Source organism: Cupriavidus sp. FW305-27, assembly GCF_058787995.1.
This window is the reverse complement of record NZ_JBYTAG010000057.1, coordinates 1-23015: the sequence shown is the minus strand read 5'-3', so window position 1 is coordinate 23015 and position 23015 is coordinate 1. Positions and strand designations below refer to the sequence as shown.

Below are 23015 nucleotides of genomic sequence, written 5' to 3'. Positions count from 1 at the left end.
GCAATGACACAGACAGTACTGAAGATCTCCGGCCTCAAGGTCGCGTACGGCGGCATCCAGGCCGTCAAGGGCATTGACCTGGAAATCCGGGACGGCGAGCTGGTGACACTGATCGGCGCCAACGGCGCCGGCAAGACCACCACCATGAAGGCCATCACCGGCCTGCAGGGCTGGGCCAGCGGCGACGTGGAATACATGGGCAAGTCGATCAAGGGCGTGCCCAGCTACGCGCTGCTCAAGCAGGGCCTGGCGATGGTGCCGGAAGGCCGCGGCGTGTTCGCGCGCATGACCATCACCGAGAACCTGCAGATGGGCGCCTACACGCGCAACGACGACGCCGGCATCAAGGCCGACGTCGAGCGCATGTTCGGCATCTTCCCGCGCCTGAAGGAGCGCGCCAACCAGCTGGCGGGCACCATGTCCGGCGGCGAGCAGCAGATGCTGGCAATGGCGCGCGCGCTGATGAGCCAGCCCAAGGTGCTGCTGCTGGACGAGCCGTCGATGGGCCTGTCGCCGATCATGGTCGAGAAGATCTTCGAGGTCGTGCGCGACATCTCGGCACAGGGCGTGACCGTGCTGCTGGTGGAGCAGAACGCGCGCCTGGCGCTGCAGGCTGCCCACCGCGGCTACGTGATGGAGTCGGGCCTGATCACCATGAGCGGGGACGCCAAGCAGATGCTCGACGATCCCAAGGTGCGGGCCGCCTACCTGGGCGAGTAAGGCGCGCGCTGCCGCCTCCCACCCCGCCGCAAGAGGGGTGAGGGAGAGGGCAGGCGCACGCAGGCGCAAGGCCTTTCCCCTTGCCGCGGGGCCCCGCGCAACGCCTGCTCAGGCTGGTGTGCGCGGGTTCTGCGGCGCTGGCTCTCTCCCTCACTCCTCTGCGGCACCACAAAGAAAAAAGCCTCGCGCGCGCGAGGCTTTTTTTCCGTCTGGCGAATGACCAGGACTCAGGCCAGCTTCTTCAGCAGCGTGCGCAGCATGCCGATCATCTGGTCGATCTCTTCACGCGTCACGTTCAGCGCGGGCATGAAGCGCAGCAGGTTGGCGCGCGGTGCGTTCAGCAGCAGGCCTTGCGGCACCATGTCGCGGGCTTCTTCCACCAGTTGCGGGCCGATGTCCTTGCCCAGCATCAGCGCGCGCAGCAGGCCGTCGCCGCGTTCGCCGGCCAGGCCGAACTCGGCGGACAGCGCCAGCAGCTGTTCCCGCAGGTATTCGCCCTTGGCCTTGACGTCGTCGAGGAAGCCCGGCGCGGTCAGCTGCTCGATCACGGCGCTGCCCACCGCGGTCATCAGCGGGTTGCCGTTGTAGGTGCCGCCCTGGTCGCCGGCCTCGAAGCTGGCGACCTCGGCCTTGCACAGCAGCGCCGACAGCGGCACGCCGCCGCCGATGCCCTTGCCCAGCGTCATGATGTCCGGCTCCACGCCTGCCAGCTCGTAGGCGAACAGGGTGCCGCAGCGGCCGCAGCCGGTTTGCACTTCATCGACGATCAGCAGCAGCCTGTGCTTGTCGGCCAGCGCGCGCAGGCCCTGCATGAACTCGCGCGTGGCGGGGATCACGCCGCCTTCGCCCTGCACCGGTTCCAGCATGATGCCGACGGTCTTGTCGGTGATCAGCTTCTCCACCGAGGCCAGGTCGTTGAGATCGGCGCGCGGGAAGCCCGGCACCTGCGGCGCAAAGATGGTGTCCCAGCCGGCCTTGCCCGACGCGCTCATGGTGGCGAGCGTGCGGCCATGGAAGCTGTGGTCCATGGTGATGATCTCGAAGGCGCCGTCCTTGTGCTTGCGGCCCCATTTGCGCGCCAGCTTGATCGCGCCTTCGTTGGCCTCGGCGCCGCTGTTGGCGAAGAAGACCTTGTCGAAGCAGCTGTGGTCGGTCAGCTGCCGGGCCAGCTTGAGCATCGGCTCGTTGTAGAAGGCCGGGCTCGGGTTGATCAGCCGGTGCGACTGGGCCACCAGCGCGTCGATCATGCCCTGGTTGGAATGGCCCAGACAGTTCACTGCCCAGCCCTGCACGAAGTCCAGGTATCGCTTGCCGTTGTGATCCGTCAGCCAGGAGCCCTTGCCCTCGGTGAACACGAGCTCGGGCCGGTTGGTGATGTACATCAGGGATTGGACGGGATACTCAGCAAATGCCATGGCGGACTCCAGGGGTCGGCTTTAAACGATGGACGGACGGGCGTAACAACCGGGACAAAAACAAAAAGCCACGGGGGTTGCCCGTGGCTCGTTGACATGAACAGACGCAGTCGACGGTCAGCCGCGCGGCACCCCAGCGGGGAGCGACGTACGGAAGCTGCGGCGTCGGTTGAAGGTCATGTGCATGCGGGCAAATATAAGGCGCATGCGCCCGGGTGTCAAAACGAATTTTGGCTGGCCCGGGCATTGTTGCGCTGAGGGAACGGCTCTCGGGCGGCCTCAGGCCGCGGGAGTGGCCGGGTGCATGTCGGCCTCGGAGGTGAACGAGTCGGCGAAGAACGCGTCCTCGTGCAGCTTGCACTGGCGGGTGAAGTCGCCGCGCGCGGCATTGATCATCACCGGGGCGCCGCAGGCATAGACCTCGTGGCCCGACAGGTCGGGATGGTCGGCGATCACGGCCTGGTGGACAAAGCCGGTGCGGCCCTGCCAGTTGTCTTCAGGCAGCGCGTCGGAGATCACCGGCACGTAGCGGAAGTTGGGCAGCTCGCGCGCCCACTGCTCGCACAGTGCGTGCATGTACAGGTCCTTGGGCCGGCGGCCGCCCCAGTACAGGGTCATCGGGCGCTGGATGCCGGTGTAGGCGGCGTGCTCGACGATGGCCTTGATCGGCGCGAAGCCGGTGCCGGAAGCCAGCAGGATGATCGGGGCCTCGGATTCCTCGCGCAGGAAGAAGCTGCCCAGCGGGCCCTCGAAGCGCAGGATGTCGCGCTCCTTCATGGCCGGCTGGCCTTCCTTGGCGCCGAACACGTAGTCGGTGAAGGCGCCGCCCGGCATATGGCGGATATGCAGCTCGATCGGGCCGTCTTCATGCGGCGGCGTGGCGATTGAATAGCTGCGGCGCTTGCCGTCCCGCAGCAGGAACTCCACGTACTGGCCGGCCAGGTACTGCATGCGCTCGGTCGCCGGCAGCTGCAGCCTGATGGCGATCACGTCGTCGGCCAGGCGCTCGATCGCGGTCACGCGGCACGGCACCTTCTTGATCGGGATGTCGCCCGCGCCGTGGACTTCGCGGCACTCGATGGTGACGTCCGAGGCGGCGTTCGCGCAGCAGAACAGGGCGCGGCCCTCGGTTTTCTCCTGCGCGGTCAGTGCCGCCGGGGCGTGGTCGCCCTGCACGATGGTGCCTTCGAGCACGCGGCCCTTGCACGAGCCGCAGGCGCCGTTCTTGCAGCCGTAGGGCAGCCCGATGCTGTGGCGCAGGGCCGCGCCGAGGATGGTTTCGTCCGCGGCCACTTCAAACTTGTGGCCGCTGGGCATGACGGTTACTTGATAAGCCATAATCGGTCTATGAGCCAAATTCTGTCGAAGCTGCAGCCCTCGCGCCTCCCACAAGTCCCGCGGCTGCCGGCGCCTTCGCGCGGGCTGGGCCGCCCGCGCCTGTTGATCGTCGGCTGCGGGGATGTGGGGACGCGCTGCCTGCGAATCCTGTCGTCGCGCATGCGTGTCTTTGCCGTGACCTCACAGCCGGCGCGCCGGGCTGAACTGCGCGCCGCCGGCGCGGTGCCGCTGGTGGCGGACCTGGACCGGCCGGCCACGCTGGCACGGCTGCATGGGCTGGCCACGCAGGTGCTGGACCTGGCGCCGCCGCCCGGGCAGGGCGAAGGCGATCCGCGCACGCGTGCCTTGCTCGCCGTCTTGCGCCGGGCGGCCTGGCGCAAGACCAGGACGTCGGCCGGCATGCTTCCCGGCGAGCCCGCCATTCTACCCGACCGGGGCAGGCCCCGCGCTGCGTTTGTCTACGCCAGCACGTCGGGCGTGTACGGCGACCGGCAGGGCGCCCGGGTCTCGGAATTCCACGCCGTGCGGCCCCAGACCGCCCGCGCGCGCCGCCGCGTGGCCGCCGAGCAGGCAGTGCGCGGCTTCGGCCGCGATGCCGGCTGGCGTGCCAGCATCGTGCGCATCCCCGGCATTTATGCCGAAGACCGCCTGCCGCTGGCGCGCCTGCACCGCGGCACGCCCGCGCTGGTGCCGCAGGACGATGTCTACACCAGCCATATCCATGCCGACGACCTGGCGCGCACCATGGTCGCGGCGCTGTTCCGCGGCCGCGCGCAGCGCGTGGTCCATGCCAGCGACGACACCGAGCTGCGCATGGCCGATTACTTCGACCTGGTCGCGGACCGCCGCGGCCTGCCGCGCCCGCCGCGCATCACGCGCGGGCAGGCGCATGAAGTGATCGACAAGACGCTGCTGAGTTTCATGAGCGAATCGCGCCGCCTCGACAACCGCCGCTTGAAACGCGAGCTGCGCCTGCGCCTGCGTTACCCGACTGTCACCTCCTTCTTCGACACCTGACCGCCTTGCCGGCGCGTCCCAGTGCGGCTGGCACGGGGTTTGCTGTGCCTTTGCGTCGTTTTTGTCCTGTCTATACAGCAGCACTTCCATCGCCCCGGCCTGGTGCCGACACTGCAATCCGTGAACCGGGGTGGTGCGAGGCCTGTTGAGGACTCCCCGCTCTGGAAAGCGCCTTTCAAGGTGTTTATCCGCCTGGATGCTTGGTGGAAGCCCTACGTTGACTTGTATATACAGGTACTGTTTAATGTCCGAAAACGAGCGCGGCCACACGCATGGCCTGCCGTCGACGGACACACCAAAGGAGCGTACAGATGAGGAATCACAGCAGGATTCGCGGTCGGATGGCAGTGCAGGCCGCGGTGCTGGTTGCGGCATTGGGGGCCGGTGCGGCCCAGGCGCAGAATACCCAGGTCACGCTGGGCATGAGCGGCTGGACCGGTTTCGCGCCGCTGACGCTGGCCGACAAGGCCGGCATCTTCAAGAAGCATGGCGTGGACGTCGACATCAAGATGATCCCGCAGAAGGACCGCCACCTGGCGCTGGCCTCGGGCGCGATCCAGTGCGCGGCCACCACGGTGGAAACGCATGTGGCCTGGAACGCCAACGGCGTGCCCATCACCCAGATCGTGCAGCTCGACAAGTCCTACGGCGCCGACGGCCTGGCCGTGCGCAGCGACGTCAAGAGCTTTGCCGACCTGAAGGGCAAGACCATCGGCGTCGATGCGCCGGGCACCGCGCCGTATTTCGGCCTGGCCTGGATGCTGAAGAAGAACGGCATGACGCTCAAGGACATCAAGACCACCACGCTGTCGCCGCAGGCGGCCGCGCAGGCCTTCGTGGCCGGCCAGAACGACGGCGCCATGACCTATGAGCCGTATCTGTCGACGGTGCGCCAGAACCCGGACAAGGGCAAGATCCTGGCGACCACGCTCGACTACCCGATGGTGACCGATACGCTGGGCTGCGCGCCGAAGTGGCTTAAAGAGAATCCCAAGGCCGCGCAGGCGCTGGTCGACAGCTACTTCGAGGCCCTGGAGATGATCCGGAAGGAGCCGGCCAAGGCCAACGACATCATGGGCGCTGCGGTCAAGCAGACCGGCGAGCAGTTCGCCAAGTCCTCCGCCTACCTGCGCTGGCAGGACCGCGAGGCCAACCGCAAGTTCTTTGCCGGCGAGCTTGCCAGCTTCAGCAAGGAAGCTGCGGCGGTGCTGCTGGAAATCGGCGTGATCCGCCAGGTGCCGGACGTGACGGCGCTGTATGACGCGCGTTTCCTCAAGTAACCGACAGTCTTCAGGAGGCGTGACGTCATGACGCAAGCCAGACTTGGAACACCCGCCCCGGCCGCTGCCGCGGCGGTCCCTGCCGCAGCGGCGGCGCCGGTGCGCCGGCGCCACCCGTGGCTGGCCCCGCTGGTGCCGGTGGCGCCCAACACGCGCTGGATGCTGGGCCTGTCCTTCTTCGTGCTGTTCTTCGGCATCTGGGCCGTGGTAACGCTGGGCGGCTTCGTGCCGCGCACGTTCCTGGCCGATCCGATGACGATGGCCAAAGAGGGCTTCATCCTGTTCACCGAGCACAACTTCATCGGCGACATCGGCATGACCGTATGGCGCGTGGTCGGCGGCTTCGTGCTGGCGGCGGTGCTGGCGGTGCCGCTGGGCATCTTCATGGGCGCGTACAAGGCGGCCGAGGCGTTCTTCGAGCCCTTCGTGTCGTTCTGCCGCTACCTGCCCGCGTCGGCCTTTATCCCGCTGCTGATCCTGTGGGCCGGCATCGGCGAGACCCAGAAGCTGCTGGTGATCTTCATCGGCTCGTTCTTTCAGATCGTGCTGATGGTGGCGGTGGCCGTCGGCGGCGCGCGCAAGGACCTGGTGGAGGCGGCCTACACGCTGGGCGCCAACAGCGCCGGCATCGTGCGGCGCGTGCTGATCCCCGGCGCCGCGCCCGAGATTGCCGAGATCCTGCGGCTGGTGCTGGGCTGGGCCTGGACCTACGTGATCGTGGCCGAGCTGATCGGCTCGTCGTCGGGCATCGGGCACATGATCACCGACAGCCAGGCGCTGCTCAATACCGGGCAGATCATCTTCGGCATCATCGTGATCGGCTGCATCGGCCTGGTCTCGGACCTTGTCTTCAAGCGCGCCAACCAGCGCCTGTTCCCGTGGAGTTCGATCCAATGAGCGCACTGTCCATCCAGCAGGTCTCGCGCACCTTCTCCAACCCGCGCGGCGGCCAGACCCTGGCGCTGCAGCCGGTCGACTTCGAGGTCCGCGACAATGACTTCGTCACCATCCTCGGGCCTTCGGGCTGCGGCAAGTCCACGCTGCTGCGCATCGTCGCGGGGCTGGATACGCCCTCCAGCGGCCGCGTGCTGCTGGACGGCCAGCCGGTGTCCGCCCCCGGCGCGGACCGCGGCATGGTGTTCCAGTCGTACACGCTGTTCCCGTGGCTGACGATCGAGCAGAACGTGCGCTTCGGCTTGCGCGAGCGCGGCATGAGCGCCGCCGAGCAGAAGGAGCGCAGCGACTTCTTTATCCAGCGTGTGGGACTGCGCGGCTTCGAGCACCATTTCCCCAAGCAGCTGTCGGGCGGCATGCAGCAGCGCACCGCGATTGCGCGCGCGCTGGCCAACGATCCCAAGATCCTGCTGCTCGACGAACCCTTCGGCGCGCTCGACAACCAGACCCGCGTGCTGATGCAGGAGTTGCTGCTGGGAATATGGGAGGCGTCGCGCAAGACGGTATTATTCGTGACCCATGATATCGACGAGGCCATTTTCATGGCCAACCGGGTGGCGGTGTTTTCTGCCAGGCCGGGTCGGATCAAGAGCGAGATCGCGGTGGATTTCCCGCATCCGCGCCATTACACCGTCAAGACCACTCCGGAGTTCTCCGCGCTCAAGGCGCGGCTGACCGAGGAGATCCGCGCCGAGGCCATGGCCTCGGCCGAGCACTAGGCATCCAACCAACGCCATGAACCACGCCGCCGGCACCGCCTCTTCCGCTTCTGCCTCTCCCACCGCGCTCTACCAGCAGGTGAAGGAGTACATTGCCCGCCAGATCCAGAGCGGCGCGTGGCAGCCGGGCGACCGGGTGCCGTCGGAGCAGGAGCTGGTGAACCGCTTCGGCGTCTCGCGCATGACCGTCAACCGGGCGCTGCGCGAGCTGCAGGAGCAGGGCCGGGTGGTGCGGGTTGCCGGCGTGGGCACCTTCGTGGCGGAGCACAAGCCGCAGTCGACGCTGCTGTCCGTGGTCAACCTGCAGGACGAGATCCGCATGCGCGGCCATGACTATGCCTGCGACGTGATCCTGGTGGAGCGTGTGTCGGCATCGATCGAGGTGGCCGCCGCGCTGGAGCTGCGCACCGGCGAGTCGGTGTACCACTCGGTCTGCGTGCATCGCGAGGACGGCGTGCCGGTGCAGCTGGAGGACCGCTACGTCAATGCGCGCGTGGCGCCGGACTTCATCAGCCAGGACTTCAGCGAGACCCAGCCCGGCGAATACCTGCTGCGCCATGTGCCCTACGATCAGGTAGAGCACGTGGTCGATGCCATTGCCGCGACGCCGGAGCAGGCCGCGCAACTGGAAATGCCGCCCACGCAACCTTGCCTGATGCTGACGCGCCGCACCTGGACCAACGGCGTGCCGGTGACCTTTGTGCGCTGCCTGCATCCGGGCAACCGCTACCGCCTCGGCAGCCGCTTCCGCGCCGACGGCAACCCTGCTTTCGGCTGAATCCACAGGATCCGGCCGCATGGTTCAACTTTTTACTCTAAGCTGTATAGACAGGAACATACAAATGAGCGCCAGCCAACACGACGACCAAGCTTCCCGCCCGCTGCTGACCCTGCAGCCGGGCCAAGTCACCCTGGCCGACCTGCGCCGCATCTACCGCGGCGAAGTGCGCCTGGCCATGGCCGAATCGGCCTGGGCCGGCGTGCGCGCCGCGCAGGCCACGGTGCAGGACATCATCGACGCCGATGCCGTGGTCTACGGCATCAATACCGGCTTCGGCAAGCTGGCGCAGACCCGCATCCCCAATGACAAGCTGGCGCAGCTGCAGCGCAACCTGGTGCTGTCGCACAGCGTCGGCACCGGCCCGGACCTGGCCGAAGACACGGTGCGCCTGATCCTGGCGATCAAGGCCGTGAGCCTGGCGCGCGGCCATTCGGGTGTGCGCCCGGAACTGATCGAGGCGCTGCTGGCGCTGGCCAACCACGGCGTGACGCCGTGCATCCCGGCCAAGGGGTCGGTCGGCGCCTCGGGCGACCTGGCGCCGCTGGCGCATATGTCGTGCACGCTGATCGGCGTGGGCGACGTGCTGGTCGACGGCAAGCGCGTGCCCGCCGCCGAGGGCCTGGCGCACGCCGGCCTGCAGGCCTTCGAGCTGGGCCCCAAGGAAGGCCTGGCGCTGCTCAACGGCACCCAGGTGTCGACCGCGCTGGCGCTGGCCGGCCTGTTCGCCGCCGAAGACGCCTTTGCCGCCGGACTGGTGGCGGGCGCGCTGTCGCTGGAAGCGATCAAGGGCTCGGTCAAGCCGTTCGACGCCCGCATCCATGAGGCGCGCGGCCAGGCCGGCCAGATCGCCGTGGCCGGCGCCGTGCGCGCGCTGCTGGACGGCAGCGAGATCGTCGACTCGCACAAGACCTGCGGCCGCGTGCAGGACCCGTACTCGATCCGCTGCCAGCCGCAGGTGATGGGCGCGTGCCTGGACAACCTGCAGCACGCCGCGCGCATCCTGCAGATCGAGTCCAACGCCGCCTCGGACAACCCGCTGGTGTTCTCCGCGCAGGGCGACGTGGTCTCGGGCGGCAACTTCCACGCCGAGCCGGTGGCATTTGCCGCCGACATCATCGCGCTGGCGATTGCCGAGATCGGCGCGATTTCCGAACGCCGCCTGGCGCTGCTGCTCGATACCGGGCTGTCGGGCCTGCCGCCGTTCCTGGTGCGCGACGGCGGCCTGAACTCGGGCTTCATGATTGCGCAGGTAACCGCGGCCGCGCTGGCCTCCGAGAACAAGGCGCTGGCGCATCCGTCCAGCGTCGACAGCCTGCCGACCTCGGCCAACCAGGAAGACCATGTGTCGATGGCCACCTACGGTGCGCGCCGCCTGGGCGAGATGGCCGCCAACACCGCAGTCGTGGTCGGCATCGAGGCCATGGCCGCGGCGCAGGGCATCGAGTTCCACCGCCCGCTGAAGTCGTCGCCGCTGGTGGAGCAGGAACTGGCCCGCATCCGTGCGCGCGTGGCCTTTGTCGAAGAGGACCGCTACCTGGCACCGGATATCGAAGCGATGAAGCAATGGGTGGTGCAGGGCGATGCCGGCGCCGGCTGGCCCGATGCCGTGCGCGCGATCCTGCCGACCAACCTGTCGTAACGCGCCCCGCGCCGACACTGCCAGACCAGACCCGCAGCAGGAGAACAAGACATGAACGCCAACGAAAACCAATTCATCCAGCGCGGCCAGCGCGAAATCCGCGCCCCGCGCGGCAGCCAGCTGCACTGCAAGAACTGGCTGATCGAAGCCGCCTACCGCATGATCCAGAACAACCTCGACCCGGACGTGGCCGAGCGTCCGCAGGACCTGGTGGTCTACGGCGGTATTGGCAAGGCGGCGCGCAACTGGGAGTGCTTCGACGCCATCCTGGACAGCCTGCGCCGCCTGGGTGAGGACGAGTCGCTGCTGGTGCAGTCGGGCAAGCCGGTGGGCGTGTTCCGCACCCATGCCGATGCGCCGCGCGTGCTGATCGCCAACTCCAACCTGGTGCCGCACTGGGCCAACTGGGACAAGTTCAACGAGCTGGACCGCGCCGGCCTGATGATGTACGGCCAGATGACGGCGGGCTCGTGGATCTACATCGGCACGCAGGGCATCGTGCAGGGCACCTACGAGACCTTTGTCGAGGCCGGCCGCCAGCACTACAACGGCGACCTGTCGGGCAAGTGGATCCTGACCGCCGGCCTGGGCGGCATGGGCGGCGCGCAGCCGCTGGCGGGCGTGCTCGCCGGCGCCTGCGTGCTGGCGATCGAGTGCCAGGAGTCGCGCATCGATTTCCGCCTGCGCACGCGTTATGTCGACAAGAAGGCCACCACGCTGGATGAAGCGCTGGCGATGATCGCCGAGGCCACGCAGAAGAAGGAAGCGATCTCGGTCGGCCTGCTCGGCAACGCCGCCGAGATCCTGCCGGAACTGGTCAAGCGCGCGCAGGCCGGCGGCATGCGCCCGGACATCGTCACCGACCAGACCTCGGCGCACGACCTGGTCAACGGCTACCTGCCGGCCGGTTGGACCGTCGCTCAATGGGAAGCGGCGCGCACGCAGGATCCCAAGTCGGTGGAAGCCGCCGCGCGCCCGTCCATCGTCAAGCACGTGCAGGCCATGCTCGACTTCCAGAAGATGGGCGTGCCGACGGTCGACTATGGCAACAATATCCGCCAGGTCGCGTTCGACGAGGGCGTGAAGAACGCCTTTGATTTCCCGGGCTTCGTGCCGGCCTATATCCGTCCGCTGTTCTGCCGCGGCAAGGGCCCGTTCCGCTGGGTCGCGCTGTCGGGCGATCCGGAAGATATCTACAAGACCGATGCCAAGATGAAGGAGCTGTTCCCCGAGGACAAGCACCTGCACCGCTGGCTCGACATGGCGCACGACCGCATCGCCTTCCAGGGCCTGCCCGCGCGCATCTGCTGGGTGGGGCTGGATGAACGCCACCGCGCCGGCCTGGCCTTCAACGAGATGGTCAAGTCGGGCGAGCTGAAGGCGCCGGTGGTGATCGGCCGCGATCACCTGGACTGCGGCTCGGTGGCTTCGCCCAACCGCGAGACCGAGGCCATGCGCGACGGCTCGGATGCGGTGTCGGACTGGCCGCTGCTCAACGCGCTGCTGAACACCGCGGGCGGCGCCACCTGGGTCAGCCTGCACCACGGCGGCGGCGTCGGCATGGGCTTCTCGCAGCATTCGGGCGTGGTGATCGTGTGCGACGGCACCGATGCCGCGGCCAGGCGCATCGAGCGCGTGCTGTGGAACGACCCGGCCACCGGCGTGATGCGCCATGCGGACGCGGGCTATGACATCGCCATCGAATGCGCGCACGAGAAGGGCCTGAACCTGCCGATGGTGAAGGGCGCATGAGCCTGACGCTATTTCAACGGTTCGCGCTGGCCGAGATCGCGCCCACGCGCTGGAAGAACGGCGGCGGCAACACGCGCGAGATCGCGGTGTGGCCGCCGGGCGCCGGCATGGATGACTTCATGTGGCGCCTGAGCGTGGCCGATATCGGGCAGGACGGGCCGTTCTCGGCGTTTCCCGGCATCGATCGCCAGATCGTGCTGCTGGAGGGCGCCGGCGTGACGCTGCGTGCGGACGACGCCAGCTTCAGCCATCGCCTTGACCATATCGGCGAGCCGTTCGCCTTCTCCGGCGATACCAGCCTGCAGGCGACGCTGATCGACGGCGTCACGCGCGACTTCAACGTGATGACGCGGCGCGGCCACTGCCGCGCGCGCGTCGAGGTGTTCCGGCAGGGGTTCGTGCCTAGCACCGGCGGCCATGCCGTCTGCCTGCTGGCCGTCAGCGGCGCATGGCAGGCGCAGGATGCCGGCCTGCTGCTGCAAGCGGGCGAAGGAGCGCTCTGCGGCGCTGCGGAACCCCCATCCACGCCATCGTTTGAACCTGTGGGTGACGCGGCCCTGTGCCTGTGCGTCACCCTTGAGACGGAGCCCGGTCAATGACGCTGCCCTCTGTATCGTCCGCGCCCAGCGCGGACGGCGTCTGGCACAACTGCCACCTGCTGCCCGATGCCGATCCGGCGCACGCGATCCGCGATGCCGCGCTGGTGGTGGAGCATGGGTGCATCGCCTGGCTGGGTGCCACGGCGGACCTGCCGGATGCCTATCGCGGCGCGGCGCGCCATGATGCTCACGGGGCATGGATCACGCCCGGGCTGGTCGACTGCCATACGCACCTGGTCTACGGCGGCCAGCGCGCCGACGAGTTCGCGATGCGGCTGGCCGGCGCCGGCTACGAAGAGATTGCGCGCGCCGGCGGCGGCATCGTCTCGACCGTGCGCGCCACGCGTGCCGCAGATGAAGACACGCTGTTTGCCCAGGCCGCCGCGCGCCTGCAGCCGCTGCTGGCCGAGGGCGTCACCGCCATCGAGATCAAGTCGGGCTACGGGCTGAGCCTGGAAGCCGAGCGCAAGCAGCTGCGCGTGGCGCGCCGGCTTGGCGAGCACTTCGGGATTTCGGTCTACACGACCTTCCTGGGCGCGCACGCATTGCCGCCGGAGTACGCGGGCCGTGCCGACGACTATATCGACCTGGTCTGCAACACCATGCTGCCGGCACTGGCCGGGGAAGGACTGGTCGACGCCGTCGATGCCTTCTGCGAATCGATCGGTTTCTCGATTGCACAGACCGGGCGCGTGTTCGAGGCGGCGGCGCGCCATGGCGTGCGCGTCAAGCTGCATGCCGAGCAACTGAGCAACCTCGGCGGCGCCGCGCTCGCCGCTCGCCACCGCGCCTTGTCCGCCGATCACCTCGAGCATCTCGACGAGGCCGGCGTCGCGGCGATGGCGGAGGCCGGCACGGTGGCGGTGCTGCTGCCCGGCGCCTACTACTTCCTGCGCGACACCAACCTGCCGCCGATCGCGCTGCTACGCCAGTACGGCGTGCCGATGGCAATCTCGACCGATCACAATCCGGGTACGTCGCCGGTCACTTCGCTGCTGCTGATGATGAATATGGCCTGCACCCTGTTCCGCCTGACCGTGCCCGAAGCGCTTGCCGGCGTGACCGTGCACGCCGCGCGTGCGCTGGGCGCATCGGATCGCCACGGGCGGCTGGAAGCAGGGCGCGTGGCCGACTTCGCGCTGTGGCGCATCGATTCGCCCGCCGAGCTGGCGTACTGGTTCGGCCGCAACCCGGTCGCGACGGTGGTGCGGCAAGGGCGTGTGCATGCGCACGAAGGAGCCTCGGCATGAGTGGCTCGCAACTCTTCGCTCCGTTTGCGCTGCTGCCGGCCGGCTGGGCGCGCGATGTGCTGCTGGCCTGGGATGAGCAGGGCCGCTTCACCACCGTGCAGCCCGGCACGGAGCCAGCCGCAGGCGTGCCGCATGCGGCCGGTCCCGTGCTGCCCGGCATGCCCAACCTGCACTCGCATGCGTTCCAGCGCGGCTTTGCCGGCCTGACGGAATTCCGCAGCCGCCCGCAGGGCGACGATCCGGCGGGTGCCGATTCATTCTGGAGCTGGCGCACCCTGATGTACCGCTTCGCGCAGCGGCTCTCGCCCGACACGCTGGAGGCCATCGCCACCCAGCTCTATATCGAGATGCTGCGTGCGGGCTACACCAGCGTGTGCGAGTTCCACTACGTCCATCACGATGCCGGCGGCACGCCCTATGCCGATGCCGCCGAGATGTCGCTGCGGCTGCTGCGCGCGGCCCGGCGTACTGGCATCGGCATGACGCTGCTGCCGGTGCTGTACCAGACCGCCGGCTTTGGCGGCAAGCCGCCGCTGGCCGAGCAGCGCCGCTTCCTGCACGACACCGACGCGATGCTGCGGCTGCTGGAACGGCTGGCCCCCGCGTGCGCGCAGTCCGGCGCGAGGCTGGGGCTGGCACCGCACTCGCTGCGCGCGGTGCCGGAGGAAAGCCTCGCCCACGCACTGGCGGGACTGCAGGCGATCGACCCGCAGGCGCCCATCCATATCCATATCGCCGAGCAGCAGAAAGAGGTCGACGATTGCATCGCGTGGTCGGGCACGCGCCCGGTGACCTGGCTGTTCGACCATGTAGAGGTCGACGCGCGCTGGTGCCTGGTGCACGCCACCCATATGGACTGGGACGAGCGCCGGCGCCTGGCGCACAGCGGCGCGGTGGCCGGCATCTGCCCGACCACCGAGGCCAACCTGGGCGACGGCGTGTTCGAGGCCGCGCCCTACCTGGCGCAGCAGGGCGCATGGGGCATCGGCTCCGACAGCCATGCCAGCGTCAGCGTGGCCGAGGAGCTGCGCTTGTTCGAATACGGCCAGCGGCTCGGCCTGCAGCGGCGCAATGTGCTGGCCTCCGACACGCATGCACAGGTGGCTGACCGGCTGTATCTCGAAGCCGTGGCTGGCGGCACGCGTGCCAGCGGCCGCGCCGTGGCGGGGCTTGTGCCAGGCCAGCAGGCCGATTTCGTGGTGCTGGATGGCGCCCATCCGACGCTGGCGGGCCTCGACGGGCCGCAGGCGCTGGCCACGCATGTGTTTGCCTGTCATGGTCATGAGACACTAGCGGATGTCCGCACCGCCGGGCGCAGCCGCGTGCAGCATGGCGCGCATCCGCTGCAGGCGGATGCGGGGCGCCTGTTCATCGCGGCGCGCGCCAGCCTGCTGGCCGACTGACTGAAACCGGGCGCACGCCCACTGCATCGCAAAGACAATGTCCTTCTCCACCGATACCCCCGCCTTCACCCTGCATCGCGGCACGCGCCCGTTGCTGGTATCGATGCCGCACGTCGGCACGCACCTGCCGGCTTCGGTCTCGCAGCGCCTGACGGCCGAAGCGCGCACCGTGCCCGACACCGACTGGCACCTGGAACGCCTCTACAGCTTCGCCCGCGAGCTGGGTGCGTCGGTGCTGGTGGCCACGCATTCGCGCTACGTGGTCGACCTGAACCGACCGCCCGATAACGCCAACCTGTATCCCGGCCAGGACACCACGGGCTTGTGCCCGGTCGACACCTTCGACAAGACGCCGCTGTACGTCGACGGCAACGGCCCCGACGATGCCGAAATCGCCGCGCGCCGCGATGCGATCTGGCGCCCGTACCACCAGGCGCTGGCCGCGGAACTGGCCCGCCTGAAGGCGGAGCACGGCACCATCGCGCTGTGGGATGCGCATTCGATCCGCTCGGTGCTGCCGCGCTTCTTCGAAGGCAGGCTGCCGGACTTCAACCTCGGCACGGCCAACGGCGAGAGCTGCGACGCGTCGCTTGCGCATCAGCTGCTTGAGCAGGCTGGCGCGGTGGCCGGCCATACCGCGGTGCTCAACGGGCGCTTCAAGGGCGGCTATATCACGCGCCAATACGGCAAGCCGCAGGACGGCGTGCACGCGGTGCAGCTCGAGCTGTCGCAGATCGCCTACATGAGCGAGACGTATCCGTTCGCCTACGACGAGGCGCGTGCGGCGGCGTTGCAGCCGGCTTTGCGAGGGATGCTGGCGACGGTGCTGGAGTTCGTCGAAACGCGCTAAGGCGCTGGCGCGGCACGATGGCTGCCGCGCAGCGCTGCCAGCTCACGTCAAGCGCTGACCAAGCCGCAGGCGGTAGAGCGAAGTGCTGGCGGCGATGAACAAGGCATCGCCCTCGGCGCCGCCGAAAACGAGGTTGCCGACCTTCTCCGGCACGGGAATATGCGCAAGCCGCGTCCCGTCCGGATGGAAAACCTGCACGCCGCTGGCGCTGCTGGTAAAGAGCCATCCGCGCCGGTCCACGCGAAATCCGTCCGGCAGTCCGGGCGCGATGACGGCGAAGACCCGCGGGTTGGCCAGCACCCGTCCCGCAACGACGTCGAAGGCGACGATATGGTGATGACCATCGTCGCGCAATGCCGCCGAGGTATCGGAGACATAAAGCACGTCTTCATCGGGCGAGAATGCCAGCCCGTTCGGCTCCTCGATCAAGTCGCTGGCGACTTCCAGCGCACCGACGACGGGATCGTAGCGAAACACATAGTTGTGTCGCAGCTCGGGATCGGCCCGGTGGCCTTCGCGGTCCGACAGGATCCCATACGGCGGATCGGTGAACCACAAGGTGCCATCGCGCTTGACCACGATGTCATTGGGCGAATTCAGGCGCCGCCCCTGATAGTGGCTGACGACCAGTTCGTCCTCGCCAAGGCGGGCACCGCTGCGATGCGTCCGCACGATGGCCCGCTTTCCGTGCGAGCAATGCAGCAGCGAGCCGTCCGCCTCCAGTGCGTGGCCGTTGGTGAACCCGGCGCCCGTACGCCAGACCGACATGCCATCCGCGGCGCTCCAGCGCAGGATGCGGTCGTTGGGGATGTCGCTCCACAGCACCGCATCCTCGTCGGGCAACCACACCGGCCCCTCGCTCCAGGTTGCCCTGCATGCCAGCCGCTCGAGCCGTTCGCCTGCAAGCGGCAGCTCGCGTGCGCGCTCATCGAATATCCGGACTGTATCCATGGTCTTCCTTTATCCCGTTGCAAAGACACCCAAGCGGTCTTTACACGAACTGCCACAGCAAGAGGATCAGGCCAAGGGCTGCGATACCGGCAAGCGTCGTCAGCACCGTCCAGCTCCTTAGTCCATCGCCGACGCTCAGGCCCAGCATCCGGGTCACGATCCAGAAGCCCGCATCGTTGACGTGGGAGACCGCCATGCCGCCCGCGCCCATCGCCAGGCCGATCAGGGCCAGATGGTTGGGACCGGGCGAAGCCTGCGCGACCAGCGGGGCGATGATGCCGGCCGTGGTCATCAGCGCCACGGTGGTGGGCCCCTGTGCCGCGCGCAACAGCATCGCCAGCAGGAACGCGAGGACGGCCAGCGGCAGACCCGAAGACTGCAGCGACGTCGCCAGCGCGGGGCCGATTCCGGTCGACACCAGGATCTTGGCGAAAGCGCCGCCGGCGCCGGTGATCAGGATCACCACCGATACGGTCGGGATGGCGGCGCCGGCCACTTCGGACACCGTCGCCAGCGGCGCGCCGCGACGGGTGCCCAGCAGGTAGGCACAGAGCATCAGGCCCAGCAACAGCGCGACGTACGGGATGCCGAGAAACATCAGCGCCGAGCGCCCGAAGAAGCCTTGCGGCAACAGCACCTGGGCCAGCGTCCCGGCCAGGATCAGCACGATCGGCAGCGCGATCAGCCCGGCGACGAGACGGGCGCCCGGCGGCGCACCGCTGCCCAGGCTGGCGGATGCCGCGTGGACCTTTGGGGCGCTGCCTGTGGCCTGGCCCACTTCGGCGGCGATATCGGCTGCCATATGGAACGGCCGCCTGGTCAGTCGCCGCGATGCCAGGAAAGTCACCAGGCCAGTGACCAGCGCGACCGGCAGGCCGATCAGCATCAGGCGGCCGATCTCGATGCCGAGTTCCCCGGCCACTGCCACCATGCCCGGGTGCGGCGGCAGCAGGGCATGCACCACCAGCAACACGGCGCACACCGGCAGGCCAATCACCACCAGCGGAATGCCGCGGGTGCGCGTGAGCCCGTAGACCAGCGGCATCAGCATCATGACGCCGACTTCAAAGAACACCGGAATGCCGACGCCGAATGCGGTACAGGCCATGGCCAGCGGCACGCGTTTGTCGCCGAAGCGCTCGATCAACCGGTTGGCCAGCACCTGCGCGCCGCCCGACAATTCAATCATGCGTCCGATCATCGCGCCGAAGGCGATGATCACGGCGACATGGCCCAGGGTCTTGCCCAGGCCGCCTTCGACCGCATCGGCAATCTGGCTCACCGGTACGCCGGCCACGACGGCGACGCCCGTGGCCACCAGGATCAGTGCCAGGAAGGGGTGCAGCTTTGCGATCAGGATCGGGGCGAGCAACAGCAGGATCGCTGCCGCACCGCCGAATATCAGTATTGCCACGTCTAATCCTTGTGTTCAGCCGGCCACGCCTGCGGCCGGTGCGTGCCGGACGACGATGCCGGCTGTGAGGGAAAGCTGGTGATGCCCCAGCCGATGGGCCGTCGTCGATTGCCCGGGTGCCTGGGATCGGGGCCCCAGATCGCCTGATACGTGTCGATGCAGAAGCCCGCGCGCTGCAATGCCAGCGCGAGCGCCGCCAGCGTCAGCCACCAGGCGCCCAGCAGCAGCGGCATCCAGCGCGGCGCATCGGCCAGCGCGAGGCCGATGCCGATGGTTGCGATGGCAAGCGGCAGCGAACTCCAGCCAATGACTTTGTGCAGCCACTCGAACACCACCCGGCGCGCGCTCATGTCGTAGTGGTCGCCGCGCAGGCAGTTGCTGGTGGGCCCGCCCTTGCTGCCGCGCAACAGCCCGCCGCCTACCTGCAGCGCGGCGCAGGCTACCAGTGCCCAGCCGCCGAGGTGGTGCCAGCGCGCCAGCGTATCGGGCATGCCGCCGCCGTGGCCCAGGACCAGCAGCACGCCCACCGACATCAGCGCAACGCCGCTGCCCTGCATCCACAAGTGGGCGCGCCACCAGGTCTTGCGATCGAGCACGGCAGGCCAGGCTTGCGACGGCGTCACCTTGAAGAAGCGGGCGACCAGGATGCCGAGCGGCAGCAATAGTCCCCAGCTGAGCACCATCAGGCGCCCATGCCAGGCTACCCAGGGCACGACGTGGTGCGCGGCGGCGGTACCGGAAATCGGGCGGCTCAGCCATTGCGCGGGCCAGCCGGGCGCGGCCCGCGCGCCGAGAATGCAGAGGCAAAGCGTGAGGCCGAGCGGCAATATCCAGCGCACGGCCGCGGGAAGCGCAGGTGGCATTTCCGATCTCCTGATGCGCGAAGAATTCCTTTGAATGGGACAGAGGGTGGATAGCGGTGGCGAGGTTTCGCTATACCGGGATCGCCCGCGTGCTGGCGACACGCTGTGGCCGGTGTTGTGCCGCCACCCTTGTCTGGCGGGACGGGCGCAGCTAGATGGCGGTTGCGGCGGCCAGCAACGGCGCCGCGTGTGATACGCCTGAACTGAGTGGGACAGCAGCTTGCATGACCGAATGTCTCCATCCGCCCTTTCAAAGGGCGGTGATCTTATTGGAATGGGTAATTGGCGGCGCCGCGCAACCAGAATGCGGCTTGAGCCTGCTGTAGAGCCAATGGCCTGCGCGCAGGAAAGTGGAGACAACTATAGCAATGGCTGGAATATGCTTCTAATCAAATGATCGAATCTCCGATTTACCTCAGGTTATCGCTTGGGGATTCTGGAAAACGTTGCGGTGTCATCGGGCGCAGGATCCGCTTGAGGGTTTGATCGCATCTCGGCCCCGGCATAACGCAACACTGAACAAAAAAGCCCGGCCTGAAGCCGGGCTGCGAGCCACGCCAGCGAAGGCCTATTTCTTCACGACATTCTTGTCGGCCTTGCTCCCCGTCGCCGCGTTGTACTTCTCCACATACGCTTCGAACAACTTGCGGATCGAGCGCCCGATCTTGGCATAGTCAGCTTCATTCAGGTTGGCCAGCGACACCCGCCCTGACGGGTGGCGCGTGCCGAAGCCGCGGCCCGGCAGCAGCACCACGCCTGCCTCATCGGCCAGCTGGAACAGCAATTCGTTCGGCTCGACCGAGTTCATCACCCATTTGACGAAGTCCGGACCGATCGCCTTGCCGCCCAGCTGCTCGATATCGAGCAGCGTGTAGTAGTCCACGGCATTCGGGTCGTCGCTTTCCGGCGCGATGCCGATCTCGCGGTACAGCGCGGCCTTGCGGCTGCGGATCAGCCGCTTCATCGCGTTCTTGTAGTTGTCCGGCGTATCCATCAGCGAGAACAGCGAGAACAGCACCATCTGCACCTGCTGCGGGGTCGACAGGCCGGCCGTGTGGTTCAGCGCCACCGTGCGGCTGTCGGCCACCAGGCGGTCGATGAACTTGAGCTTCTGCGGCTCGGTGGTGATCGAGCTGTAGCGCTGGTTCAGCTGCTGGCGTTGCACGTCGGGCAGCTTGCCGATCTGCAGGTCGAAGATATTGTCGCGGTGCGTGGCGATCACGCCCAGGCGCCAGCCGGTCGCGCCGAAGTACTTGGAGAACGAGTACACCAGGATGGTGTTCTTCGGGCACATCGCGAACAGCGAGACGAAGTTGTCGGCAAAGGTGCCGTAGACGTCGTCGGTCAGGATGATCAGGTCCGGGCGCTCCTTGACGATCGAGGCCAGGTACTCCAGGCTTTCGTCGCTCATGCGCACTGAGGGCGGGTTGCTCGGGTTGACCAGGAAGAAGGCCTTGACCTTGGGGTCGCGCAGCTTGTCGAGCTCCTTCTTCGAATACTGCCAGTGCGACTCGGGATCGGCATTGACCGACACTTCCACCAGCTGGTAGTCGTTCAGTTCCGGGATCTCGATATACGGCGTGAAGATCGGCATGCCCAGCGCGATGGTGTCGCCGGCCGTGAGCAGGTGGTTCTCGCGAATGGAGTTGAACAGGTAGGTCATCGCCGCGGTGCCGCCTTCAACCGCGAACAGATCGAAATCGCCGATGAACGGATGGTCGCCGATCATTTCCTTGCGGATGTACTGGCCGACCACGACCTCAGACAGCTTCAGCATGCGGTCCGGCACCGGGTAGTTGCAGGCCAGGATGCCTTCGCACATTTCATAGAGGAAATCACCCGCGCTCAGGCCGAGCTGGTCGCGCACATACGACACCGCTCCGGCGAGGAACTTCACCCCCGGGGTGTCGGCAAACTCGCGCGCAAACAGGTTGAAGCGTTCCTCGATGCCTTCGCGGCGTGGGAAACCGCCCACGCCCTCGGGCATGTAGGAGAACGAGCGCTCGGACTCGCGCATGGCAAACAGGCCCAGTTGCCAGAAGCCGTGGCGCGGCACGGTGGCGAGGAAGTTGGGATTGCCGCGGCCGGCGTTCAGCATCAGGCGTTCCGCGTCGCTGCTGGCCAGCTTGATCAGCTCGTCCTTCAGCTCGAAGGGGGAGAGGCTGGACAGCTTGGAGATATCGAACTTGCTCATGGCTTGCTCCTGTGTGGACGCTTGTCGGTAGGGCTGGCGGGCCGGTGGAGAGGGAATGCCCGCGCAGCAGGAGGGATATCGAAGGAAACGCGCGCTAGACGAGCCCGACCACCAGTGGTCCCAGCAGCGTCAGCAGCACGTTGGCCAGGGCATAGGTGATGGCGAACGGCACCGTCGGCACCGGGCTTTCGGCCTTGTCCAGGATGCCGCCGAAGGCCGGGTTGGCGCTGCGCGAGCCTGACAGCGCGCCAGCCAGCACGGCGGCGTTGTCGTACTTCAGCACGTAGCGGCCGAACAGCATGGTCAGGAACAGCGGCAGCAGCGTCACCACCGCGCCCAGCAGGAAGATGGTCAGGCCGCTCTGGCGCAGCGTGGTCACCGCCTGCAGGCCGGAGTTGATGCCGACGATGGCCACGAACGCGGCCAGGCCGAAGTCCTTCAGCAGCTGGCAGGCCGCGGTCGGCATCGCTCCGTACATCTTGTGCTTGGACCGCGCCCAGCCAAACACCAGGCCCGACAGCAGCGCGCCGCCGCCGGCGCCGAGCGTCAGCGGGATCGCACCCACGCGCCACACCAGCAGGCCGATCAGCAGGCCCACCAGCACGCCGGCGCCGAAGTAGACGAAGTCCGTCTTCTCGCTGGGCACCAGCTCATAGCCGGCGATCTCGGCGGCACGCTTGGTGTCGGCGGGGGTGCCGTAGAGCGTGATGATGTCGCCGTGCTGCAGCTTGAGGTCCGGCAGCAGCGGCAGCGGATGGTCGAAGCGCTCGATACGCTCGATGTACACGCCGTGGCGCACGTCGCGGCCGACCGTGTCGACGATCTCGGCCACGGTCATGTTGTTCATGCCCTTGGCCGTGAACACCAGGTTGCGCGACTGCATCACCACGCCCATGCCCTCGGCATCGGCCACTTCCTCGCCGATTTGCGCGGCAGTCGGCACCATGGCATCGCGCCGGCCCACCAGCAGCACCAGGTCGTCGGCCTGCAGCACCAGGTCCTGCTTGACGTCCAGCGGCTTGCCGCCACGCTGCACCTTTTCCACGGTGACCAGGTCCTCGCCGCCGATCTCGATCTGCGACACGGTCTTGCCGGCCGCACCCGTCACGCGGAAGATCCGGCCCACCAGGCGCGGCAGGGCGCCGCGCTGGCCCGGCCCGTACTGCGGCAGGCCGCCGCTGAGCTGGGCTTCGATCTTCTTGGCGTCGGTCTTCAGGTCCGACTTCATGAAGCGCGGCAGGATATTCACGCACACGATGATCGCGCCCAGCGAGCCGAACACATAGGTCACGGCATAGCCGATCGCCACATTGGCCTGCAGCGTCTTGACCTGGTCGGGCGGCAAGCCCAGCTTGGTGATGGCATCACCCGCAGTGCCGATGATCGCCGACTGGGTCATGCCGCCGGCGGCCAGGCCAGCGGCCAGGCCCTTGTCGAGGTGGAACAGCCTGGCCAGCACCACCACCGTGACCAGGCCGCACACCGCCATGAACACCGCCATGGCGATCTCGCGCAGCGAGCTGCGGTTCAGCGAGTTGAAGAACTGCGGACCGCTTTCATAGCCCACCGCGTAGATGAACACCGCGAACATCACGGCCTTGACGCCGTTGTCGATCTCGACGCCGACCTGGCTGATCACCACCGCGGCGAGCAGCGAGCCAGCCACGCCGCCTAGCTGGAAGCGCCCGAAGGTGATCTTGCCGATGGCGTAGCCGACCGACAGCGCAAGGAACAGCGCCGATTCGGGCGACTTCTGGAAAATCTCATGCAACCATTCCATCGAAGGCTCCTGAAGCGAGTGATGCGGGTTGGGTGAGTCGTTGCATCGGATTGCGGGGGTGGGGGAAATTCAGGGCAGGACGGGGCAGCGCAGGAC

At 67.6% G+C, this 23015-nt stretch carries 19 protein-coding genes; 12 read left to right on the top strand and 7 right to left on the bottom strand.

The features are described from left to right. Positions 1-3 precede the first annotated feature (3 nt). Positions 4-720, top strand: coding sequence for an ABC transporter ATP-binding protein (locus AC3WRI_RS24355; protein ID WP_010814972.1), 717 nt, complete (start codon positions 4-6; stop codon positions 718-720). Between the two features lie 227 nt (positions 721-947). On the opposite strand, the gene AC3WRI_RS24350 is transcribed toward AC3WRI_RS24355, so the two are convergent. After that, complete coding sequence (locus AC3WRI_RS24350; RefSeq protein ID WP_010814971.1) at positions 948-2135, bottom strand: acetylornithine transaminase; 1188 nt, start codon at positions 2133-2135, stop codon at positions 948-950. Positions 2136-2414: 279 nt separating this feature from the next. After that, on the bottom strand, positions 2415-3473 hold the full coding sequence (locus tag AC3WRI_RS24345; RefSeq protein ID WP_492294248.1) for a CDP-6-deoxy-delta-3,4-glucoseen reductase: 1059 nt from the start codon (positions 3471-3473) through the stop codon (positions 2415-2417). A 9-nt stretch (positions 3474-3482) separates the two neighbouring features. Between AC3WRI_RS24345 and AC3WRI_RS24340 the strand changes: the two genes are divergently transcribed. The 11 genes from AC3WRI_RS24340 to hutG all read left to right on the top strand — a co-directional run bounded on the left by AC3WRI_RS24340 (position 3483) and on the right by hutG (position 15717). Further along, positions 3483-4490, top strand: coding sequence for an NAD-dependent epimerase/dehydratase family protein (locus AC3WRI_RS24340; RefSeq protein WP_492294246.1), 1008 nt, complete (start codon positions 3483-3485; stop codon positions 4488-4490). Between the two features lie 311 nt (positions 4491-4801). After that, a complete protein-coding gene (locus tag AC3WRI_RS24335) occupies positions 4802-5770 on the top strand; it encodes an ABC transporter substrate-binding protein (protein ID WP_011615958.1) in 969 nt (322 codons plus the stop codon). Between the two features lie 27 nt (positions 5771-5797). Beyond that, positions 5798-6667 carry an ABC transporter permease gene (locus AC3WRI_RS24330; protein ID WP_010814967.1) on the top strand — a complete coding sequence of 290 codons (870 nt, stop codon included), beginning with the start codon at positions 5798-5800 and terminating at the stop codon, positions 6665-6667. Next, positions 6664-7443, top strand: coding sequence for an ABC transporter ATP-binding protein (locus AC3WRI_RS24325; RefSeq protein ID WP_010814966.1), 780 nt, complete (start codon positions 6664-6666; stop codon positions 7441-7443). The genes AC3WRI_RS24330 and AC3WRI_RS24325 overlap by 4 nt, the downstream gene beginning before the upstream one ends. Before the next feature lie 16 nt (positions 7444-7459). Then, complete coding sequence (gene hutC, locus AC3WRI_RS24320; RefSeq protein ID WP_010814965.1) at positions 7460-8221, top strand: histidine utilization transcriptional repressor HutC; 762 nt, start codon at positions 7460-7462, stop codon at positions 8219-8221. A 64-nt stretch (positions 8222-8285) separates the two neighbouring features. Continuing rightward, positions 8286-9863, top strand: a complete 1578-nt coding sequence (gene hutH / locus AC3WRI_RS24315) for a histidine ammonia-lyase (RefSeq protein WP_454749646.1) — start codon at positions 8286-8288, stop codon at positions 9861-9863. A gap of 51 nt (positions 9864-9914) precedes the next feature. Further along, positions 9915-11615 carry a urocanate hydratase gene (gene hutU, locus AC3WRI_RS24310; RefSeq protein WP_010814963.1) on the top strand — a complete coding sequence of 567 codons (1701 nt, stop codon included), beginning with the start codon at positions 9915-9917 and terminating at the stop codon, positions 11613-11615. Beyond that, positions 11612-12214, top strand: coding sequence for a HutD/Ves family protein (locus AC3WRI_RS24305; RefSeq protein WP_492294244.1), 603 nt, complete (start codon positions 11612-11614; stop codon positions 12212-12214). The genes hutU and AC3WRI_RS24305 overlap by 4 nt, the downstream gene beginning before the upstream one ends. After that, positions 12211-13464, top strand: coding sequence for an imidazolonepropionase (gene hutI, locus AC3WRI_RS24300; protein WP_010814961.1), 1254 nt, complete (start codon positions 12211-12213; stop codon positions 13462-13464). Before AC3WRI_RS24305 ends, hutI begins: the two co-directional genes overlap by 4 nt. Beyond that, positions 13461-14867, top strand: coding sequence for a formimidoylglutamate deiminase (locus tag AC3WRI_RS24295; RefSeq protein ID WP_011615956.1), 1407 nt, complete (start codon positions 13461-13463; stop codon positions 14865-14867). The genes hutI and AC3WRI_RS24295 overlap by 4 nt, the downstream gene beginning before the upstream one ends. A 37-nt stretch (positions 14868-14904) precedes the next feature. Further along, a complete protein-coding gene (hutG, locus tag AC3WRI_RS24290; protein WP_492294243.1) occupies positions 14905-15717 on the top strand; it encodes an N-formylglutamate deformylase in 813 nt (270 codons plus the stop codon). Positions 15718-15759: 42 nt separating this feature from the next. Here the strand turns inward: hutG and AC3WRI_RS24285 are convergent, their stop codons facing one another. The 5 genes from AC3WRI_RS24285 to aspT form a co-directional block, all read right to left on the bottom strand. Beyond that, a complete protein-coding gene (locus AC3WRI_RS24285; protein ID WP_492294241.1) occupies positions 15760-16668 on the bottom strand; it encodes an SMP-30/gluconolactonase/LRE family protein in 909 nt (302 codons plus the stop codon). A gap of 40 nt (positions 16669-16708) precedes the next feature. Further along, the gene (locus AC3WRI_RS24280; protein WP_492294239.1) at positions 16709-18082 is read right to left on the bottom strand and encodes a GntT/GntP/DsdX family permease; all 1374 of its coding nucleotides are present in this window, start codon (positions 18080-18082) and stop codon (positions 16709-16711) included. A gap of 2 nt (positions 18083-18084) precedes the next feature. Continuing rightward, on the bottom strand, positions 18085-18945 hold the full coding sequence (locus AC3WRI_RS24275; protein WP_011615954.1) for a cytochrome b561 domain-containing protein: 861 nt from the start codon (positions 18943-18945) through the stop codon (positions 18085-18087). 568 nt (positions 18946-19513) lie between these two features. Continuing rightward, entirely contained in the window at positions 19514-21139 is a 1626-nt protein-coding gene (locus AC3WRI_RS24270; RefSeq protein WP_010814955.1) for a bifunctional aspartate transaminase/aspartate 4-decarboxylase, read from the bottom strand. 94 nt (positions 21140-21233) lie between these two features. After that, a complete protein-coding gene (gene aspT, locus AC3WRI_RS24265) occupies positions 21234-22919 on the bottom strand; it encodes an aspartate-alanine antiporter (protein WP_010814954.1) in 1686 nt (561 codons plus the stop codon). Between the last annotated feature and the right edge of the window lie 96 nt (positions 22920-23015).

Coding starts and splice junctions, on each gene's coding strand:
- AC3WRI_RS24355 (WP_010814972.1), top strand. CDS start 4: ATGACACAGACAGTACTGAAGATCTCCGGCCTCAAGGTCGCGTACGGC.
- AC3WRI_RS24350 (WP_010814971.1), bottom strand. CDS start 2,135: ATGGCATTTGCTGAGTATCCCGTCCAATCCCTGATGTACATCACCAAC.
- AC3WRI_RS24345 (WP_492294248.1), bottom strand. CDS start 3,473: ATGGCTTATCAAGTAACCGTCATGCCCAGCGGCCACAAGTTTGAAGTG.
- AC3WRI_RS24340 (WP_492294246.1), top strand. CDS start 3,483: ATGAGCCAAATTCTGTCGAAGCTGCAGCCCTCGCGCCTCCCACAAGTC.
- AC3WRI_RS24335 (WP_011615958.1), top strand. CDS start 4,802: ATGAGGAATCACAGCAGGATTCGCGGTCGGATGGCAGTGCAGGCCGCG.
- AC3WRI_RS24330 (WP_010814967.1), top strand. CDS start 5,798: ATGACGCAAGCCAGACTTGGAACACCCGCCCCGGCCGCTGCCGCGGCG.
- AC3WRI_RS24325 (WP_010814966.1), top strand. CDS start 6,664: ATGAGCGCACTGTCCATCCAGCAGGTCTCGCGCACCTTCTCCAACCCG.
- hutC (WP_010814965.1), top strand. CDS start 7,460: ATGAACCACGCCGCCGGCACCGCCTCTTCCGCTTCTGCCTCTCCCACC.
- hutH (WP_454749646.1), top strand. CDS start 8,286: ATGAGCGCCAGCCAACACGACGACCAAGCTTCCCGCCCGCTGCTGACC.
- hutU (WP_010814963.1), top strand. CDS start 9,915: ATGAACGCCAACGAAAACCAATTCATCCAGCGCGGCCAGCGCGAAATC.
- AC3WRI_RS24305 (WP_492294244.1), top strand. CDS start 11,612: ATGAGCCTGACGCTATTTCAACGGTTCGCGCTGGCCGAGATCGCGCCC.
- hutI (WP_010814961.1), top strand. CDS start 12,211: ATGACGCTGCCCTCTGTATCGTCCGCGCCCAGCGCGGACGGCGTCTGG.
- AC3WRI_RS24295 (WP_011615956.1), top strand. CDS start 13,461: ATGAGTGGCTCGCAACTCTTCGCTCCGTTTGCGCTGCTGCCGGCCGGC.
- hutG (WP_492294243.1), top strand. CDS start 14,905: ATGTCCTTCTCCACCGATACCCCCGCCTTCACCCTGCATCGCGGCACG.
- AC3WRI_RS24285 (WP_492294241.1), bottom strand. CDS start 16,668: ATGGATACAGTCCGGATATTCGATGAGCGCGCACGCGAGCTGCCGCTT.
- AC3WRI_RS24275 (WP_011615954.1), bottom strand. CDS start 18,945: ATGCCACCTGCGCTTCCCGCGGCCGTGCGCTGGATATTGCCGCTCGGC.
- AC3WRI_RS24270 (WP_010814955.1), bottom strand. CDS start 21,139: ATGAGCAAGTTCGATATCTCCAAGCTGTCCAGCCTCTCCCCCTTCGAG.
- aspT (WP_010814954.1), bottom strand. CDS start 22,919: ATGGAATGGTTGCATGAGATTTTCCAGAAGTCGCCCGAATCGGCGCTG.